Source organism: Synechococcus sp. RS9909 (assembly GCF_014279595.1).
Lineage (GTDB): Bacteria > Cyanobacteriota > Cyanobacteriia > PCC-6307 > Cyanobiaceae > Synechococcus_C.
Map to the genome: position 1 here is coordinate 1,651,545 of NZ_CP047943.1, position 16,351 is coordinate 1,667,895.

Annotated in this window: 22 protein-coding genes; 8 read left to right on the top strand and 14 right to left on the bottom strand. The window is 59.4% G+C overall.

Features of this window, described 5'->3' with window-relative positions:
- Position 1 precedes the first annotated feature (1 nt).
- The 6 genes from SynRS9909_RS08475 to SynRS9909_RS08500 form a co-directional block, all read right to left on the bottom strand.
- Positions 2–250, bottom strand: a complete 249-nt coding sequence (locus SynRS9909_RS08475; RefSeq protein WP_007102181.1) for a hypothetical protein — start codon at positions 248–250, stop codon at positions 2–4.
- Between the two features lie 35 nt (positions 251–285).
- Positions 286–582: a type II toxin-antitoxin system RelE/ParE family toxin gene (locus tag SynRS9909_RS08480; protein ID WP_007102180.1), complete on the bottom strand. Its 297-nt coding sequence runs from the start codon at positions 580–582 to the stop codon at positions 286–288.
- Positions 582–803, bottom strand: coding sequence for an addiction module protein (locus tag SynRS9909_RS08485; RefSeq protein WP_007102179.1), 222 nt, complete (start codon positions 801–803; stop codon positions 582–584). The genes SynRS9909_RS08480 and SynRS9909_RS08485 overlap by 1 nt, the downstream gene beginning before the upstream one ends.
- A gap of 119 nt (positions 804–922) precedes the next feature.
- Positions 923–1,228: a hypothetical protein gene (locus SynRS9909_RS08490; RefSeq protein WP_007102178.1), complete on the bottom strand. Its 306-nt coding sequence runs from the start codon at positions 1,226–1,228 to the stop codon at positions 923–925.
- Between the two features lie 134 nt (positions 1,229–1,362).
- Entirely contained in the window at positions 1,363–1,560 is a 198-nt protein-coding gene (locus SynRS9909_RS08495) for a hypothetical protein (protein WP_007102177.1), read from the bottom strand.
- Positions 1,561–1,655: 95 nt separating this feature from the next.
- Positions 1,656–2,282: a hypothetical protein gene (locus SynRS9909_RS08500; RefSeq protein ID WP_007102176.1), complete on the bottom strand. Its 627-nt coding sequence runs from the start codon at positions 2,280–2,282 to the stop codon at positions 1,656–1,658.
- 185 nt (positions 2,283–2,467) lie between these two features.
- Here SynRS9909_RS08500 and SynRS9909_RS08505 point away from each other — a divergent pair, with 185 nt between their 5' ends.
- From SynRS9909_RS08505 to SynRS9909_RS08520, 4 genes are all read left to right on the top strand, one after another.
- A complete protein-coding gene (locus tag SynRS9909_RS08505) occupies positions 2,468–2,800 on the top strand; it encodes a hypothetical protein (protein ID WP_240307774.1) in 333 nt (110 codons plus the stop codon).
- 15 nt (positions 2,801–2,815) lie between these two features.
- Positions 2,816–3,367 carry a DUF4236 domain-containing protein gene (locus SynRS9909_RS08510; protein ID WP_007102174.1) on the top strand — a complete coding sequence of 184 codons (552 nt, stop codon included), beginning with the start codon at positions 2,816–2,818 and terminating at the stop codon, positions 3,365–3,367.
- Between the two features lie 187 nt (positions 3,368–3,554).
- On the top strand, positions 3,555–3,755 hold the full coding sequence (locus tag SynRS9909_RS08515; RefSeq protein WP_007102173.1) for a hypothetical protein: 201 nt from the start codon (positions 3,555–3,557) through the stop codon (positions 3,753–3,755).
- A 30-nt stretch (positions 3,756–3,785) separates the two neighbouring features.
- Positions 3,786–4,025: a hypothetical protein gene (locus SynRS9909_RS08520; RefSeq protein WP_007102172.1), complete on the top strand. Its 240-nt coding sequence runs from the start codon at positions 3,786–3,788 to the stop codon at positions 4,023–4,025.
- 8 nt (positions 4,026–4,033) lie between these two features.
- Here SynRS9909_RS08520 and SynRS9909_RS08525 read toward each other — a convergent pair whose 3' ends face one another.
- Both SynRS9909_RS08525 and SynRS9909_RS08530 read right to left on the bottom strand, forming a co-directional pair.
- Positions 4,034–4,756: a LytTR family DNA-binding domain-containing protein gene (locus tag SynRS9909_RS08525; protein ID WP_007102171.1), complete on the bottom strand. Its 723-nt coding sequence runs from the start codon at positions 4,754–4,756 to the stop codon at positions 4,034–4,036.
- Positions 4,749–5,792 (bottom strand): sensor histidine kinase, encoded by a 1,044-nt coding sequence (locus SynRS9909_RS08530; protein WP_240307772.1) that lies wholly within the window; start codon positions 5,790–5,792, stop codon positions 4,749–4,751. The genes SynRS9909_RS08525 and SynRS9909_RS08530 overlap by 8 nt, the downstream gene beginning before the upstream one ends.
- 245 nt (positions 5,793–6,037) lie before the next feature.
- Between SynRS9909_RS08530 and SynRS9909_RS08535 the strand changes: the two genes are divergently transcribed.
- Positions 6,038–9,505, top strand: coding sequence for an Ig-like domain-containing protein (locus SynRS9909_RS08535; RefSeq protein WP_186593710.1), 3,468 nt, complete (start codon positions 6,038–6,040; stop codon positions 9,503–9,505).
- Between the two features lie 455 nt (positions 9,506–9,960).
- Entirely contained in the window at positions 9,961–10,179 is a 219-nt protein-coding gene (locus tag SynRS9909_RS08540; RefSeq protein ID WP_007102164.1) for a hypothetical protein, read from the top strand.
- 167 nt (positions 10,180–10,346) lie between these two features.
- On the opposite strand, the gene SynRS9909_RS08545 is transcribed toward SynRS9909_RS08540, so the two are convergent.
- The 3 genes from SynRS9909_RS08545 to SynRS9909_RS08555 all read right to left on the bottom strand — a co-directional run bounded on the left by SynRS9909_RS08545 (position 10,347) and on the right by SynRS9909_RS08555 (position 12,024).
- Entirely contained in the window at positions 10,347–10,751 is a 405-nt protein-coding gene (locus tag SynRS9909_RS08545; RefSeq protein WP_007102162.1) for a PIN domain-containing protein, read from the bottom strand.
- A gap of 3 nt (positions 10,752–10,754) precedes the next feature.
- The gene (locus tag SynRS9909_RS08550; RefSeq protein ID WP_007102161.1) at positions 10,755–10,991 is read right to left on the bottom strand and encodes a hypothetical protein; all 237 of its coding nucleotides are present in this window, start codon (positions 10,989–10,991) and stop codon (positions 10,755–10,757) included.
- A 187-nt stretch (positions 10,992–11,178) separates the two neighbouring features.
- The gene (locus SynRS9909_RS08555; protein ID WP_007102159.1) at positions 11,179–12,024 is read right to left on the bottom strand and encodes a metal ABC transporter permease; all 846 of its coding nucleotides are present in this window, start codon (positions 12,022–12,024) and stop codon (positions 11,179–11,181) included.
- Positions 12,025–12,156: 132 nt separating this feature from the next.
- On the opposite strand from SynRS9909_RS08555, the gene vapB reads away from it, so the two are divergent.
- Positions 12,157–12,393, top strand: coding sequence for a type II toxin-antitoxin system VapB family antitoxin (vapB, locus tag SynRS9909_RS08560; RefSeq protein WP_007102158.1), 237 nt, complete (start codon positions 12,157–12,159; stop codon positions 12,391–12,393).
- 140 nt (positions 12,394–12,533) lie between these two features.
- Here vapB and SynRS9909_RS08565 read toward each other — a convergent pair whose 3' ends face one another.
- Together SynRS9909_RS08565 and SynRS9909_RS08570 are read right to left on the bottom strand one after the other, a co-directional pair.
- Entirely contained in the window at positions 12,534–13,304 is a 771-nt protein-coding gene (locus tag SynRS9909_RS08565; RefSeq protein ID WP_007102157.1) for a metal ABC transporter ATP-binding protein, read from the bottom strand.
- A gap of 6 nt (positions 13,305–13,310) precedes the next feature.
- Positions 13,311–14,282 carry a metal ABC transporter solute-binding protein, Zn/Mn family gene (locus SynRS9909_RS08570; protein WP_007102156.1) on the bottom strand — a complete coding sequence of 324 codons (972 nt, stop codon included), beginning with the start codon at positions 14,280–14,282 and terminating at the stop codon, positions 13,311–13,313.
- 62 nt (positions 14,283–14,344) lie between these two features.
- Between SynRS9909_RS08570 and SynRS9909_RS08575 the strand changes: the two genes are divergently transcribed.
- Entirely contained in the window at positions 14,345–16,003 is a 1,659-nt protein-coding gene (locus tag SynRS9909_RS08575) for an iron uptake porin (protein ID WP_007102155.1), read from the top strand.
- A gap of 6 nt (positions 16,004–16,009) precedes the next feature.
- Here SynRS9909_RS08575 and SynRS9909_RS08580 read toward each other — a convergent pair whose 3' ends face one another.
- Positions 16,010–16,351, bottom strand: coding sequence for a c-type cytochrome (locus tag SynRS9909_RS08580; protein ID WP_038001246.1), 342 nt, complete (start codon positions 16,349–16,351; stop codon positions 16,010–16,012).

Sequence of the window (16,351 nt, forward strand, 5' to 3'; positions counted from 1 at the left end):
ATCAAGGAGTGATCTTTGCGACGCAAACGTCCCCGTCTCGAAAATATGTATATCCAGAAAGGCATTCCCCGACTTCCTTCTCCTGCTCCAGCCTTATGCTCCCATGTTCGCCAATCGCTTCCATCGGCAGGAAGCTCACCATTTTCTGATCGCCCAGTTCTTTGGCTTCTTGCTTGGAAGGGTTGAGTTGGGTTGCAAATCTGAGGCGTAACGCCTCCCAATGCTCCGGCACCTCCCCCAGCCACTCCACACCGCTGGGCTAGTAGGCCGGGTAACGGGGAAAGCTCATGCTCGTTCACTCCAATAGCCTGGCTGCCGATGCAGGTGCATGACGGCCAAAATCAGAATCGTTGATTGGGTATCGTCAAATGAGTAGATCACCCCATAGGGGAACCTGTGAATCAAGCAGCGGCGCACCCCCTGATTCAGCAGGGGCCATAGGAGCGGATTTGCTTTAATCCGTTCAACTGCGTAGAAAACCTCAATCGCAAATTGATGGCCAAGGCTTGACTCGTTATCTTCATAGTAGTTGATAGAAAAATTCAGCTCTTCCTGAGCATCAGGGTGGAAGACAATCTGCATCAGCTCAATCGTCGCCAGATCCCATCAAAAACATCATCGCTTGTCACGGGCTTGACACGGCCTGCCTCAATGTCATCCAGTCTTTTGGTGGCCAGATCTGCCCACTTCAGATCAATTTCAGACACAGTTGAATTGAGGGAGCGCAGGATGCAATCGGCAACACGCGCACGCTCCTCTACGGGTAACGATTGAATCTCAAGGATCAGGTCGTCAGTCTTCATAATGGTTGGCTAGCCCAGAAACCACCTTAGCTCGTGTTCCCGTGGATACTTGGATGCATTGTTGACTAAACTGTCCGATTCCAACAGCGGGAAAAGCGAGTACCTCGCTGGCTGCGCACTCAAAACCCGACGGACAGGATCGAAGGCGAGCTGGAGTGAGGGTGTTGGCGCCTGACCTGCCGTTCATCTTCGGATCGAACTTGTAAGAACTGCTTACAAGTTCGATCTTCCGCCAGCTCCCCTTCCTTGTAGAGCGCCTTGATGTGCTGGGTCATATTCTGCGGCGTAGCCTGGAACAGCTCCGCCGTCTGTGCCTGCGTGAGCCAAAGGCTCTCATCCTCAAAACGGAACTGAATGCGTGTTTTGCCGTCCTCCGTCTGATCAAGGATCCGCTCAGAAGGTGTGGCATCGACGGGACTGCTCAAGGTTGTTTCAGCACGTCTGGATCAGCGAGGGCAGCATCCAATGAAAGCCCAGATCTCCGCCAGATCACCGTTGGCATAGGGCGTGAGAACGATTGCCCGTGCCGCAGTTGGCATCGGCGTCGATGGCCACCCTTTCAGCCCTCATCCTTTGTCTCCATAGCACTCTCGAGCTCTGCACCCTGAAGGATTCTCAGCTCGCCGTCGATGCGCACGGCAATACCTGTATCGGTCTGCCGCGCCAGCTGACGGGCCCGCTGGCCGGCACGAAGCAGCGCAGCGGAGACGCGATCAAGATCTGGATCGTTGAGGTGGCTGGTAAAACCCGGGCTCATTGGTTTCTGCCTTCTGCCAGCAGGACAGGCATGTCACCTCCATTATTGATCAACTGCCAGCTATCGACGGCGGTATCGGCTGGAACCAGTCGCCCTCAGTGCCTGATGTCGGTGGCCTCGAGCCGCTCCAGCAGCACCTCGAGTGTGCGGGTCTGACGCTCCAGCTGCAGCAGGAAGCCCCCACTGATCAGCGCCAGGATCACCAGCCAGACCGCTGAGGTGAGCGCCACCCACTGCAAGATCGGTTGCTGGGGCAGGCCAGCCGGAAGCGGACTGCGGGAGGAGGATGAATGGTCGTTGCTGAGCACCAGCTCCAGCACCCGCTCTGCGCTCACTGGCACCAGGGCCGAGCAGGCCTCGGCGTCATTGATCTGCTCCGCCAATAACTCCCGGCAACGCTGCAGGCCGCCACCAGCCCAGAACAGACCCCAGGCGCGCTTGTCTTGCTGCAACGCCACCCAGCGGTGCGGCCGGGCGTCGTTGCGGATCAGCTGGGCTGCTTTGGCCAGGCTCCAGCTCCTGCCTTCTGCGACGGAGGGTGCGGAATGGAGCAGCAGGCGCCCATGGGGATCACGGCTGTAGCCGGTGGCGACTTCCAGGGAGAACACATCGACAATCTGCACCCGGCCATGCAGACGTGGGTGGGCTGGCTGCGGTGACCAGAACACCAGGGCATCCCGGATCCGGTGGATGCAGTCCTCGGTCTGGTGGTTGGTGGGCATAACCAGAAGGAAAGCAGCACTGTTCGCTGCTGCTGGAGATGACCACAAGTCTCGCTGCGACCTGGGCAGGTCTTTCCCGTTATCAGCAATCGATGCAGCTTTTGCATGAATCCCCGCTGTCATGCCGATCTCAACCCAAGTGCCTCAGGGTGGGGTGGGATTGATGTGGTGCGCCTCCTATGGCCATGCAGCTGGTTCTCGTCCTCGGTGCGCTTGCAGTGCTGCCTGTTGTCAGTGCCTCCAACGCCCTGGCCCAGCAACCGGTGCGCCCCCTCCCCAGGGTGGGTGGCTGTCCGATGGGGTACTACGCCTCCGGCAGTTACTGCGTGCCAAGCAAGAGCGGCAACACGCGCGGTGCGATTGAGAAGGTGGGCAACGGCTGTCCAATCGGCTTCTATGCCTCTGGGAACTACTGCCTGAGCAGCCCGAGCAACACACGCCAGGCGATCGAGAAGACCGGCAATTCTTGCCCAATGGGCTGGTTCAGCTCCGGGCGCTATTGCGTCAAGAACCGCTGAACCGTTGCTGACGCCATGGCCTTTCGCTTCCGCCGCTCCGCCCGCTTGGGTCCCCTGCGCTTTCACTTCTCGAAGAACGGACTGAGCTCGATCTCCGTGGGCAGTCGGGGTGCCTCGTTCAACATCCCGGTGAATCGCCGGGGCGGCAACCGCAGCACGGTGGGGCTGCCGGGCACGGGCCTGAGCTGGAGCGTCGAGCATGAGGCCGATGCTGCTCGGGGCCTGCCCAACAGCCGCCGGCTCAAGCCAGGCCAGTTGCAACTGCTCAAACAGGAGTGCCTGCAGATCCTGCACCAGGAGTTGTTTGCGCCAGACAACGACGCCCACCGGCTCTGGAGCGAGGGCATGGTGAGCAGGCTGCTGCTGGATCCACGCGTCAAGGGAAGCCAGGCAGGACTCTTGGCGCTGATCGAAACCCCAGAAGCGATGCAGGCCTACATCGAGCGTGGGAGGAGCCAGGACGACGTCAAACGGCGGGCACAGCGCTGCCTCCAGGCGGCGGAGCTGGCCGGTCGGTTGCTCAATCCCGGTGGCACTCGCCACCTGAATGAGACAACCGAGAAATGAGTGGTTGTACGGATCGCAGCACCCCGACAGCTGCGGGACGCTCGGGACAGCGGGCTGGGAAGCCTGCATCGGCCGTTGTCATGCCAGGCGGGATTGAGACCCCCGCCTTTTTTGTTGGTCAAAGCGTTCTCAGCACACAGCAGGACACCGTTACTGGCTCTAGAACCATTTGAGATGCCTGAGAATCATGTCTGCCTTTGCTGTTGCCTCCACGCCCCGCGGTTCTTCGATCGAAAGGCTCGACTCCGGTCGCTACCGGGTGTGTGACGTCGATCATCACTGCCGTGAGGTTGAGGACGTCTGGACCGCCTTTGAGCTGGTGCATGGTCAGGAGCTGGAACTGGAAGGCGCACCGCTCTCTGACACCAATCTCGCCCAGTGCAGCTGATCAGCTCTGCCCTTACCTCTGCCAACGCTCATGTCAGCTGCGCGCCGTTACCGCCTCACCGATGCTGCGATGCAGCCCCATCCGTATCTGGACGTTGATTACCCGTCTTTGCAGGAGGCCCTGGATGCAGCACGCCACTGGAGCCGCAACCGGGCCCTGGATTCCTATCAGGCCTGTATCGGCGTGGAGGTGAGCACCGAACGGGGCGACTGGCGCACCCTGACGCTGCCGACCGAGATCCAGCAACTGGAGCTGATCAGCAAGGGGTGAGCGGATGATCACTCCTTCGCCAGCAGCTCCTTGAGGCGCCGGGCTGCAGTGGGCCCGATCGCCAGTGGCTGCTCAAAGCCATGAAACAAGAGCAGCGTGAGCGAACGGGACACGCGCTTCACGGTGCGCAGCGCCGCCAGGCTGATGATCGTGGAACGATCGAGACGGGGAAACTGGTCCTCCGGCAACACGCCATCCCACTCGCCAAGCAGGCGGTTCAACACCAACGGATCACGATCCACCAGCTGGAGATGTGAGCTTTTGCCCATGGCTACCACCCACAGCACCGCATCCAAGCGGATCTGATCGCGCCAGCCTGAGCGATCAAGCCAGAAGCCTTCGGTGTCACTGAAGCCGGGATCGTTAGCATCGGCGTCTGGTCTCGCTGTAAGCAATCGCTCCAAGCAGAGGGCCAGCCGCTCTGGACGAATCGGCTTGAGCAGGTAATCGCGCACACCGGCATCAAAGGCCTGGATGGCGAAATCGCGGTAGGCCGTGGTGATCACCACCTGGCAGGTTTCGGGAAGCATGGATAGAAGCGCTGATCCGTGGAGCCTTCCGAGGCGAAGATCCAGAAACACAAGATCTGGTGGCGCCGCCTGCACCGCAGCAATAGCCTGCTCCAGGCAATGTGCCTGGGCCTGCACTCTCACCTGGGGATGCTGCTGCAATAAGGCCATGAGATGCCTCATGGCAGCGGGCTCATCCTCCACCAACAAGGCCTCAAGCATGGCTGAGCTGTCCCTGCCTGACGGGTAACTCCACCGTCACATAGGTGAGATCATCGTTGTTGCTGACGCGCAATGTGGCAGCCGACCCATAGAACAAATCCAGTTGCTGTCGGATCGCCTCCAAGCCGTAACCACCCCCATGGGATCCCTGCCAGCAACCTGTATTTGCCACAGACAAGATCAGGCGCTGGCCCTCACAGCGACAGCGCACCTGAATCCGTAGCAAGCCATCGAAACCAGGCGAGCCATGCTTGAACGCATTTTCCACCAGGGGTTGCAGCAGAAATCGAGGCACCTGGAGCTGCAACACGTCTTTATCAACCATGAATTCTGAGCGAAACCGTTCAGCAAAGCGAAGCTCCTGAACACCGATGTAGCCCTCAAGAGCATCCAGTTGCAACTGCAAAGGCTCCAGTAACTCAGGCTTTGCGATCGTGTAGCGAAGATAATCTGCCAGGGCGTTTGACCCTTCCTGCACCGCATCGGGATCGTGGCGACACGAGGCGATGGCGGTGAGACCATTCAACAAAAAATGGGGCTGAAACGCTGAGGTGAGAAAGCGCAACTGGGCTGAAACCAAAGCTTTTTCCTGCTGGCCTCGCCTGACTTCGCTGTGCTGCAGGTCACGTGCATTCAGAAACAGAAGGAAAAATCCAGCCCAAATGAGAAGGCGCAGAATCATTCCGCCGTACACAATCCAGGTTTTCGCGGCGAATTGCAAATCCGTAGAGGCATATTGATCAGCGCTGATCGGCAGCAGACGCATCAAGCCATGCGCAACGCCAATCAGGAGGCTGACGAACAGAACCATGCTGACGAGCAAGATCACGGTTCGTCGCCTGCTCCGCAGGACGCTCCAGCCTGGATTGCACAGGAACCGTCGTTGCATCCAAGCGCAGAACAGGAACCCAGGAATCGCCCAAAACAACATCAATACAACGCCGGATTCGGGCTGGATCGTCAGCTGAGCCCAACCCCAGGTGGTGGCAAAGGCATCAAGACCGATGACGAGCCAGAAGAGGGCGTTGAATAACAACAGACGATGGGTTCGAATCCAGCCGTTCCATTGGCGCCACCTCATCGTCAACATGATTCAGCGTGCAACAACGTGAGCATGCCATGGATCCAGGTGCCATGGCGCCAGCAGTCGTCGCCCTCGCCCCATGCTGATGACACGTTCATTCCCTGAAACGACCGATTCATTCCAGGTAAGCCCATCAGTGCTTGCCGGTGCGGGCATGCATTCACTAGGAAATGTGCGTTTATTGCTTACCGACATCGATGACCAACACAGCAGCCCTGTCAACGTTGTGCGTCGCCCAGAAGGCTGGAACGCCAACTGGTGTGCTGCTGGTGGCCGATGGCAGCTGCGCCAAGATCCGCGAGCTCCTGGCGGAAGCGCTGGTGCCTGTGCTCTGGCTGGACGGCACTCAGGATCCGCTGCAGATCGTGACCGCCGCGTTGGCGGAACGGCGGCGGCAGGGCCAGCCGGTGCAGACGCTGCACTGGGTAAGCCACGGCAGTCCAGGCGTGCTGCAGGTGGGCGCAACGTGCGTTGATCGAAATGCCCTGCTGGTGGCAAGCAAGCAACTGATCGAATGGCAGGTGGATCAACTTGCGTTCTGGGCTTGCGATTACGGAGCCGACAAGTCTGTCGTGGGCCTTTGGGAGGAAGTTGTAGGTGCGTCTGTTTACTCATCAGGGAGCACTTTGGGCCTCGACACTGACGGCCAAAAACACTGGACTCTCGATTCGAAATGGACCAACAAGACAATCAATTGGCCACGGCATTTCGGCGACACGAACAGATGGAAGTACCAACTAGGGATTGTGTCTTACGCGACATTTGAAGAAGGACCTTCTGAAGACAGTGAGCCATTAACAAACAGTGAACCTATCAAAGGTGTTGGCTATGAAAATCCAACGTATGGGACCGCCCGTGCCTTTTTTGGCGAAATTGAGAACCTAGACAATAATGGATATATCGACTATTCCTTCTTAGATGAAAATCTGCAAGTTGATTTTGCTTTTATCTCACTCCCAAAGACACTGCCTACTGAAGCGCAACTTGATAACCTAAAGACATTCGTTGAGTCTGGCGGGACACTATTGATTAACGGGGAACAGCATTCAGGACCTTTGAGTATTAATGCCAACGAGAACGCTAATAAGATTCTTAAAAGCCTAGGGACTTCCATTTCGATACTGACAAATCCAAGCTCTGTTAAAGATGACGACTTTAATGCAACGAAAAGCACAGATGAATCACTGATTGAAATTGGCAACTACGAAATCACTTCCGGAATAGCCAGTGTGAAATCAAGTATCTTCGGCGTTCTTGAAATCAATGATCAATCGGCTGAAGCTATTCTTGTTACCAGCAATTCAGAAGCCAATATTGTGATGGCTCGAGAGCCAATTGGTAGCGGCAATGTGATCGCATTTGCTGATACTGGTCTTTACGACAGGTTTAAAGGTGATAATATTGCACTTTTCACGAATATCATCGTACAGTCTAAACAGAATAAGGATTCTTTAAATGTAGCACCAGTAAATACTGTTCCCGGGGATCAGAGCTTCACAGAAGACACACGTATTAATCGATTCGGTATCATTACTGTCAGCGATGACGATGGGAATCTATCCACGGTCCAGATCAGCGTCAAAAACGGTATTATTGGAATTGGTGTTACTGCTGGTGCCGAGATCATCAACGGCAGTAACAATTCCGCTAATCTTACCCTCAGCGGCTCGCAAGAGCAGATCAATACTGCCCTGAAGACACTCTTCTACACACCATCAGCTGATTATTTCGGTAGCGATACCCTCACCGTTGTCAGCACCGATTCTGGTGACGCGCCGCTGAGCGACACCGATACGGTCTCCATCACGGTGAATCCAGTGGATGATGCCGCTGTCGTCTCTGAAGGCACCACCGGTTCTGGCGATGAGGATGCTGAGGCCATCACAGGCACACTCAAGGCCACGGATGTCGACGGACTCACCGATGGCACTGTTTTCTCCATTGCCGATGGCAACAGCCCGGCCAATGGCACCGCAACGATTGATGAGGCCTCCGGTGCCTGGTCGTATGTGCCGAATGCCAATTTCAACGGCACCGATCAATTCACCGTCACCATCACCGACGATCTGGATGGCACCACAGCGCAAACGGTCACGATCACGGTGAATCCAGTGGATGATGCCGCTGTCGTCTCTGAAGGCACCTCAGACTCCGATGATTCTACCGCCGTTACTGGCGAATCCTCAGTCTCCGGATCCGCCCCCAGTACAGAAGCCGACGACTCCACTCAAGTCTCTGTCGCATCAAACGGCGACACTCAAACTCCAGCTGCTCAAATTGTAACTACATCAGAAGTTGCCAATGACAGTAGTTTGAGCAACTTGCGTGACCTTGAAATCGCCCTCAGCAATAAAGCTATCGACTTCGAGGTTGAGCTTGATGATGACACTTCAACCGCAACCGCCAATATCCCTCTCGCTGTCCTTGAGGATGACCTCACACTCACATCAGACGATGGAGAGCGTGATTCCTCCATCGCACCGATTTACTACGCCATTAATGACCAGGGTGCTCTCACACCGCTTTCCTACGACCCCCTCGTCAATGCCGGTGCGCGCTTCTACGACACCGATGGTGATGGCATCGCTGATTTCCTCTCACTGACTCTGGTTGATGGCGGATTCGGCGACAAGGATGGTGTCAAAAATGGAGTGATCGATGATCCCTCTGCACTGGGCACCGTCAGCCTCGATCCCGTGCTCACCGCGCTCGACAACGGCTTTCTTCAGGTGGCTGATGCCACCAATGCTGCGCCCGCTGCCCTCGCCCTGCAGGCGTCCCTCACCAGTCGCGCCAACGCCGTGACGGAAATCGGTTACGTCATCCTCAACGCGGGCGAGGAGGCCTCCACCGTCAGCGACATCAGCGCCTTCCAGGAGCGCGCTCACCTCCTGTTCTCCGCCCTGGAAAACAACGACGTCACCCTCGCCGAGGCAATGACGTTCAACAGCGAGTTCCTGCTGCGCAACGGGCAGAGCATCCGCTTTTTCGCGGTGACCAACGGCACTCTCGCGGATCTCACCAGCCTCGATGATTCACGCTTCTCCTTCCTTGATGGCAGCGTCGATGCCACCACTGGTGCGGCGTCCTTCTCCAGCGCCAGTGGCATTGGCTTTGATCTGACCCTGCTCAATAGCGATCAGAACCTCGGCGCTCTGATCGCCCAGGAGCAACACGCGGCACCCCTGCTCGATTTCACCGCCTTCACCAACGACGAAACCATCACCGGCACGATTGTTCAGGCCCGAGAAGCCGAATACGACGCCGTCACCGGCTTCTATCGCGTGCTCGACACCAGCGGCAGTGTGCGTGCCGCCGATGGCTCCCTGCTCACGCCCGGTGATGCCGGCTATGCCGCCGCCGCTCTGCTGGAGGCCAATCGCATCAGCGCTCTTGGCGATCTCTCCATCGCTGATGGTGAATCCTCGTCCACCGAGTTCAGCCTTCAGGACGCCTCCTACATCGCACCGTTTGCCCAGGTGGAAGGCAACACCTTCTTTGCCTTCGCGGATGCCAACACCGATGGCCTCTCCCACTTCCGCTCCCTCGGCAGCAACCTCTTTGGCCTGGAAGACCAGCTCGGTGGCGGTGATCTTGATTACGACGATCACGTCTTTGGCTTCAACATCGCTGGCCTCACCCCGGCAACTCCCGACGTGGCCTGAGTTACCAAGCAGTCGCACTTGGAGCCCTATCGCTACCAGGCCTCGATCGGCGTGGAGGTGAGCACCGAGCGGGGGGATTGGCGCACCCTGATGCTGCCCACCGAGATCCAGCAACTGGAGCTGATCAGCAAGGGGTGAGGCTTCTGAAACAGCAGGATCAGGCCTCCAGCAACAACCCCCGTAACCACTGCCAGTCACTGCCTTGGAGTTCCAATCTGCTGGTCAGCTCTGCCACCAGCCGTTGATAGTGGCGTTCTGATGGGGAGTTGCACTCCACCCTTTCAGCGATCTGCGTCAGGAGCACCGGATCGCGCTGCTCGCGCCTTGTCAAGGGCGCTCGGGGCCTCAGCCGATGTGCTGTTTTGAACCCTCAGATGTGGCGATCCGCATGCCCGCGGCAGGTCAGTGCCGGATGAATTCGATCAGGCTGATGGCCATGCGGAGCGATGCTGCCAATGCGTGAGATCACCTTTGATGTGGAACAGGCCAGGCCCCGGAAGTTGACCGGGCGCTCCAGCAACCCACAGCTGCGGATCGATGCCAGCAGCCTGGAGGAGCTGCAGCATGAGGCCCGCGATGCCTTGATCCAGCACTACGGGCCTGCCCACGTGGGCTACCGGGTCCGTTTGCGCCGCCGCGTCAAGCTCATGCCGAGTGCCGGGGAGCATCGCTGAGCAAATCGCCCTCAGCAAAGGTCTTGATCACCGCCAGGTGCTCCAGGCGGGTTTCATACTTGGCTGCCTCGATCAGAGTGAGGTCCATCGGTGCTGCACTCCCGGGGTCCGGCCCCAGTTCTCTTCACCAGCCATTGCCATGCTGGTGAAGAATCAGTCCCATGAGCTCAGGGCTGCTCCGGCTCCAGTCGCAGCACCTCCATCGGTGTCTGGATGAACTGAAAGGCGCGGTCGTTGGTCAGCAGCGCATCACAGCCCCAGTGCACCGCGGCGGCCAGATGGATGGCATCGGCTGTCTGCAGGCGGGTGGAGGCCCGCAGCTCCGCCGCCCGCTCCATCACCTCTGGATGCAGGGGCACCACGGTGCAATCGGAGAAGAAGCTGCGAAAGGCCAGCAGGCGGATCTGATCTGCCGAGCGCAATGGACCCACAAGGCATTCCATGCGCACCAGATCACTGATCACCCAGTCGGCATCGCCGTAGCGCTCCAGCTGCTGCAGGGCGTGACGGCGCAGGTGCTCAGCACCATCAAGGGCATAGATCAGCACGCATGAATCGAGGTAGAGCTGCATGCCTCAACGCCAGCCGGCCCGCTCCTGCTCCAGTGCGGTATCGATCTGCTCCTGGCTGAAGCCCTGAGCTGCGGGGATGACTGCCTGTAGGTCCAGCAGCTTGGCCAGTAGACGACGACCTGTCGGTGCGACCTCCTCAGCAGGTGTGATCGCCACGGTCACACGGCCGGTGGGGGAACCAGCAGGAAGCTGCAAGGTCCGATCCTCCTTGATCTCTGCTGTGAAGGAAAAGCTGCCCATCGCCAACGCATGGATGCATCCACGTTAGGAACGGAAGCTGCAGATGACCGGTCAGCTGGGCGCAGCGGGCCTGTGCATGACGTCAGTGGCCATCGCAGTCGGCGAGGGATGGAAGCCCTCACCGCAGTGGCGGATCGGGTCAGTGTGGTTCCGGGTCGGCTGGGCCTCCACCACGAATATGGCGCCCTCATGGCCCGGCAACTGCTGGAGACCGACGCGTCGTTTGACTGATCGTCAATGCCACCACAAAGCCCAGGAACTGCACCATCACGACTGAAGGGCCAGAGGGAAGGTTAGTGAGGCCAGAGGTCAGCAACCCCACCAGGGCACAACCACCTCCCAGCAAGGCCGAACTGACCACATAGACAGGAAAACGACGGCTGAGCAGGCGGCCTGCGCACGCAGGAATCACCACAAAGGCACTGATCAGCAAGACACCCACCGCTTTGATCGAGACCGCCACCACCACCGCTAACAGCACGATGAAAGCCAGGCGGTGCCTGCCGCTGCGCACGCCCATTGCCCCAGCCAGATCTTCGTTGAGCGTGAGCAACACCTGAGCGCGAAGGCTCAGGGTGAGATACAGCAAAGCAACCAGAAGCAATCCAGCAATCACGCCGAGATCCAGCCAGCTGATGCCCAGAATGTCGCCGAAGAGCAACTGCTGGATCCCACCGCGATAGGTCTCCACCAGGCTCAGCGCGAGCACCGCCGCCGCCAGGGAGCTGGAATAGACGATGTTGAGCAGCGCATCGGTGGGTAGAGCACTGCGTTGCACCAGTTGATGCACCAGCAAAGCGAAGACCACGGCAAACGGAATCAACACCAAGGTGGGATTGATCCCCAGCAAGATGCCCACGGTGATCCCCAGCAAGGCCGAATGGCCAAGCGCATCGCTGAAGAACGACAGCTGGCGCAAGACCGCAAAACTGCCCAACACACCTCCGAGGCTGCCCGTGAGCAGCCCCCCCATCAGGGCCCGTTGCATGAAGGGTTCGGCCAGGATGGAGGTAAGGGCGACAGCGTCAGCCATGGTGCTGAATCAATCACATTGCGCTGCATCCCCACAAAATAGTTCCAAGGCGCACGGCTGATCCGAGTAGCCCCTGGCGACAGGCTCGATTCGACGAGATAGACTCTGTGTATATCCCTTCAAGGGTGAGCCGTGACCAGTGTCACCAAGTTGTTCCTGAGCAACCGCAGCCAGGCGGTGCGCATCCCCGCTCACCTGCGCCTGCCGGACTCCGTCAAAGCCGTCGAGGTGCGTGCCTGCGGCCTGGAGCGAATCATCTCGCCCGTTGGCCAGCGCTGGGACAGCTTTTTCCATCACACCCCGGTGCCACCGGAAGACTTCATGGCCGAACGCTCAAGCCAGGAGCAGGCCGAGCGCGAAGCGTTCTAAAGGCAGTCATGTTGCGTTATCTGCTGGATACCAATATCTGTATCTACGTGATCAAGCGCAGGCCTGAATCACTCTTGGATCAAAACTGGGTCTGAACGACCGATCAGGATGAGGCCAGGATGGAAGCCAGGGCGACAGCGTCAGCCATGGTGCTGATGCCGGTAGGTGATCATGTTGGGGCCGTAGAGCTCATTAAGCCGCTCCGGGCTGAGGGCATGATCGGGGCTGCCACTGCAGCGCAACCGCCGATTCAGGCAGAGCACCTGATCGCAGCTGCGACGCACCATGTCGAGATCGTGGGAGACCTGCAGCACCGTCCAGCCCTCCTGACGGCGCAGGTCAAACAGCAGTTGTTGGAACTGCTCATTGGAGGGCGCATCCAGGCCCGCCTGAGCCTCATCCAACACCAACAACTGGCGGGGGCGCACCACACAGAACGCCAGCAACACCCGCTTGAGTTGACCGCCTGAGAGCTCACTCAACAAGCGCTGGCCCAGACCCTCGCAACCGGTGCGCTGCAGGGCCTGCTGCACCGCCACATGGCGGTTGCGATGATCCTTCCAAGGAAGGCCCAGCCCTGGGGGGTCGAAGCCGAAGCCGACGAACTCCGCCACGGTGAGCGGGAAACGCCCTTGCAGAGCCAGAGTCTGGGGCACATAAGCGATCTGGGCGCGGACGGCTCGAGGCAGCTGCCCATCGATGCCCAGCGGTTGCCCAAGGATCTCCACCACGCCGGATCGCCGCGGCAGCAGTCCCAATAAGGCGGCCACGAGGGTGCTTTTACCGGCACCATTGGGCCCCACCAGGGCGGTATCGCTTTCCGGGGCAAGAGCGAAGGTCACGCCCTCCACCGCCAAACGCCCACTGCGCTCGACGCTGAGATCGTGCACCTGCAGGACCGGTTGGGTCATCGGGCCTTAACCACCGAACGCCTTGATCAGATCGGCCACGTTGCGCCGCATCACCACAAAATAGGTGTCCGGCTCACGGGCGGACACCTCGGAACCGGTGCCCAGGGGATCAAACACACTGATGGCAACACCCAGATCGTTCGCCAGGGCTCGATAGGAGGGCTGGTGCTCCTGGGGCTCGGAGAGCAACACCCTGATCTGCTGACGCTGCACGACCGCTGACAGCCGCTGCAGATCAGCGGGGCTCGGGTTCAGCTCCGGCACATCCACCAGGAAATCGGCCTTGAGCTTGTAGCGCTGGGCGAAGTAGGGGGCGAAATCGTGGAACGTAATGAAAGTCTTGCCTTGGTAAGGCTTCAGTTGGGTGGCGAATGCGTCGTTCAGCGCCCGCAGCTCTGCGGTGTAGGCCGCTGCATTGCGCCGGTAGCCCTCAGCGCAGCTCGGGTCGGCCTTGATCAGGCCATCTCGGATCGTTTCTACCTGCTCCACAGCCCGCAGCGGATCGAGCCAGATGTGGGGATTCACCTCCCCATGGCTATGGCCGTGGTCGTGGCCGTGCTCCTTGTCGTGGTCGTGCTCTTCAGGGGAGTCGATGGTGGCAATGCCGCGGCTGGAATCAATCACCACCAGCTCGCTGTTGCCAGCCGAGGCCACCAGCTTGTCGAGAAAGGCTTCCATCCCCAGCCCGTTTTTGACGAGCACCCGGGCCTGGCGCAGCGCCGCCAGATCTCCTGGCTTGGCCTGGAAGTCGTGGGGGCCCGTGGTGGGGGGGATCAAGGACTTGACCGTGGCGCAATCGCCGGCGACAGCGCGGGTGAACAGGGTGATCGGCAGGAAGGTGGTGACCACCGGGAGCTTCGAGGGGGTTCCGGCCGATGGCTCCGAGCGAGGGGTGACGCCGCAGGCCGTCATCACACCGGCGAGGAGCACTGCAGCAGAGCAGCGCCAGACACGGGGGATCAGCGACACAGCAGCCATGGCAGCGATAATCGTTCTCAGCCTAATCTCCTGTCGAGCGATTTCTGTGTGAGGGCCTCTGAATGAACATCTTCCAGCACCTGCTGGTGGCGCCTGCAGCCCTGGGCCTGCTGGCTCCACTGGCTGTTGACGCCAGCAAACCCGCGAGCGCCGCTGAGCTGAACGCTAGACCGCTAAACATCCGTGGCGTTTCCGACTACGCCAGCAGCTCGTCACCCAACAGCCGGTCATCCAACAGCCTCGAGCAGGTCACCAGCATCACCCAGTTTTCTGACGTTTATCCGACCGACTGGGCCTACCAGGCTCTGAGCAACCTGATCGAGCGCTATGGCTGCGTTGCCGGATATCCCAACGGCACCTACCGCGGTCAGCGCGCCATGACCCGCTTTGAAGCGGCCGCCCTGCTGAACGCCTGTCTCGATCGCGTCACCGAAGTGACCGATGAGCTCAAGCGCCTGATCAAGGAATTCGAGAAGGAACTCGCCATCCTCAAGGGCCGCGTCGATGGCCTCGAAGCCAACGTGGGCGAACTGGAAGCAACCCAGTTCTCCACCACCACCAAGCTGTCAGGGCAGACCACCTTTGTGGTGGGTGCCAACAGCTTTGGGGGGAATGCCAAGGGAATCCTGGATGAAGCCAATGCCACCCGAGCGAACAAGGACTACGGAGCCACCAGCTTCAACTACGACCAACAGCTGGTCTTCAACACCAGCTTCACCGGCAAAGACAACCTGATCGCCGTGCTGCGCGCCGGCAACTTCGATGGTGGCACCAATGCCTTCGGCGGCGGTGGTCCGAGCCCACTCTCCCAGCTCGAAGTCGCCTTCCAGGAGGGAGACACGCCGAATTTTGTCGTGATCGACAAGCTCTTTTACACCTTCCCTCTCGGTGACACCATCGTGCTGACGGCTGGCGGCAGCGTTGGCCAGGAAGACATGCTTGGCATCTGGCCCAGCGTGTATCCCAGCAGCACCGTGCTCGATGTGCTCACCCTCAACGGGGCGCCAGCGGCCTACAACAAAAACCTGGGAGCAGGCGCCGGCATCACCTGGACCACCAACGGCTTCAGCGTCACCGCCAACTATGTGGCCGCCAATGGCAACAGCAGCAACCCCAACGAAGGCGGCATCGCCACCAACGGATCGGGCGGAACCGGCACCGTGCAGATCGGCTACCAGAGCGACACCTGGGGACTGGCCGCTCTCTATTCGTCGATCCAGAACGGGAACGACATCATTGTGTACGGCACCACCTTTGCTCTGGAGAGCTTCACCAACAAAGGCACCACCTCAGCCTTTGCCCTCAGCGGCTACTGGCAACCGGAAGAGAGCGGCTGGGTGCCCTCCATCAGCGCCGGCTGGGGCATCAACTCCACCTCCTACAACGGCAGCGTTTACAACGATCCGAGTGTGGATGCCAGCCGCTTGGTCACCACCAGCCAATCCTGGAGTGTGGGGCTCAACTGGACCGACGTGTTCATCCGAGGCAACAACGCCGGCATGGCTGTCGGCCAACCGGTGTTCGCAACTGCCCTGGAATCCGGGGACACACCACGCGACGGCAATTATGTGTGGGAGTGGTGGTATCAGTTCCAGGTGACGGACAACATCAGCATCACCCCCGCACTCTTCTATCTGTCTCGTCCTTACGGCCAGGACACACCCACTGGCGACACGTTCAACCAGTTCGGTGGCTTGGTGAAAACCCAGTTCCTGTTCTGAGCAGGCTCAGGTCCAGCCGTTGCCTGCCTGCTGCTCCACATAGGCCGCCACATCGGCAATGTCGGTGTCGCTCAGCTTGCCGAGGAAGGAGGGCATGGCGTTTTTGCCTTTGGTCACCTGGGCGGCAATCGCTGCTTCGTGACCTTCGCCATAGCCGCTGAGGTAGGCATCCAGATCGGCCTGCTTCAGGGTGCGCTCCGCATTCACCACGTTGCCGCCACCGATATGGCAGGCCGCACAGTTGGCGGAGAAGATCTGGGCACCATGGGCGGCATCGGCCGCGAACGCAGCCACGGGTGAAAGGAGACCGATCAGAAGGGCCAGGGCGGCACCGAGCAGAACACGCAT

Coding starts and splice junctions, on each gene's coding strand:
- SynRS9909_RS08485 (WP_007102179.1), bottom strand. CDS start 803: ATGAAGACTGACGACCTGATCCTTGAGATTCAATCGTTACCCGTAGAG.
- SynRS9909_RS08510 (WP_007102174.1), top strand. CDS start 2,816: ATGGCCTTTCGCTTCCGCCGCTCCGCCCGCTTGGGTCCCCTGCGCTTT.
- SynRS9909_RS08495 (WP_007102177.1), bottom strand. CDS start 1,560: ATGAGCCCGGGTTTTACCAGCCACCTCAACGATCCAGATCTTGATCGC.
- SynRS9909_RS08540 (WP_007102164.1), top strand. CDS start 9,961: ATGCGTGAGATCACCTTTGATGTGGAACAGGCCAGGCCCCGGAAGTTG.
- SynRS9909_RS08570 (WP_007102156.1), bottom strand. CDS start 14,282: ATGGCTGCTGTGTCGCTGATCCCCCGTGTCTGGCGCTGCTCTGCTGCA.
- SynRS9909_RS08545 (WP_007102162.1), bottom strand. CDS start 10,751: ATGCAGCTCTACCTCGATTCATGCGTGCTGATCTATGCCCTTGATGGT.
- SynRS9909_RS08575 (WP_007102155.1), top strand. CDS start 14,345: ATGAACATCTTCCAGCACCTGCTGGTGGCGCCTGCAGCCCTGGGCCTG.
- SynRS9909_RS08580 (WP_038001246.1), bottom strand. CDS start 16,351: ATGCGTGTTCTGCTCGGTGCCGCCCTGGCCCTTCTGATCGGTCTCCTT.
- SynRS9909_RS08550 (WP_007102161.1), bottom strand. CDS start 10,991: ATGGGCAGCTTTTCCTTCACAGCAGAGATCAAGGAGGATCGGACCTTG.
- SynRS9909_RS08520 (WP_007102172.1), top strand. CDS start 3,786: ATGTCAGCTGCGCGCCGTTACCGCCTCACCGATGCTGCGATGCAGCCC.
- SynRS9909_RS08515 (WP_007102173.1), top strand. CDS start 3,555: ATGTCTGCCTTTGCTGTTGCCTCCACGCCCCGCGGTTCTTCGATCGAA.
- SynRS9909_RS08535 (WP_186593710.1), top strand. CDS start 6,038: ATGACCAACACAGCAGCCCTGTCAACGTTGTGCGTCGCCCAGAAGGCT.
- SynRS9909_RS08505 (WP_240307774.1), top strand. CDS start 2,468: ATGCAGCTGGTTCTCGTCCTCGGTGCGCTTGCAGTGCTGCCTGTTGTC.
- SynRS9909_RS08565 (WP_007102157.1), bottom strand. CDS start 13,304: ATGACCCAACCGGTCCTGCAGGTGCACGATCTCAGCGTCGAGCGCAGT.
- SynRS9909_RS08555 (WP_007102159.1), bottom strand. CDS start 12,024: ATGGCTGACGCTGTCGCCCTTACCTCCATCCTGGCCGAACCCTTCATG.
- SynRS9909_RS08525 (WP_007102171.1), bottom strand. CDS start 4,756: ATGCTTGAGGCCTTGTTGGTGGAGGATGAGCCCGCTGCCATGAGGCAT.
- SynRS9909_RS08480 (WP_007102180.1), bottom strand. CDS start 582: ATGCAGATTGTCTTCCACCCTGATGCTCAGGAAGAGCTGAATTTTTCT.
- SynRS9909_RS08500 (WP_007102176.1), bottom strand. CDS start 2,282: ATGCCCACCAACCACCAGACCGAGGACTGCATCCACCGGATCCGGGAT.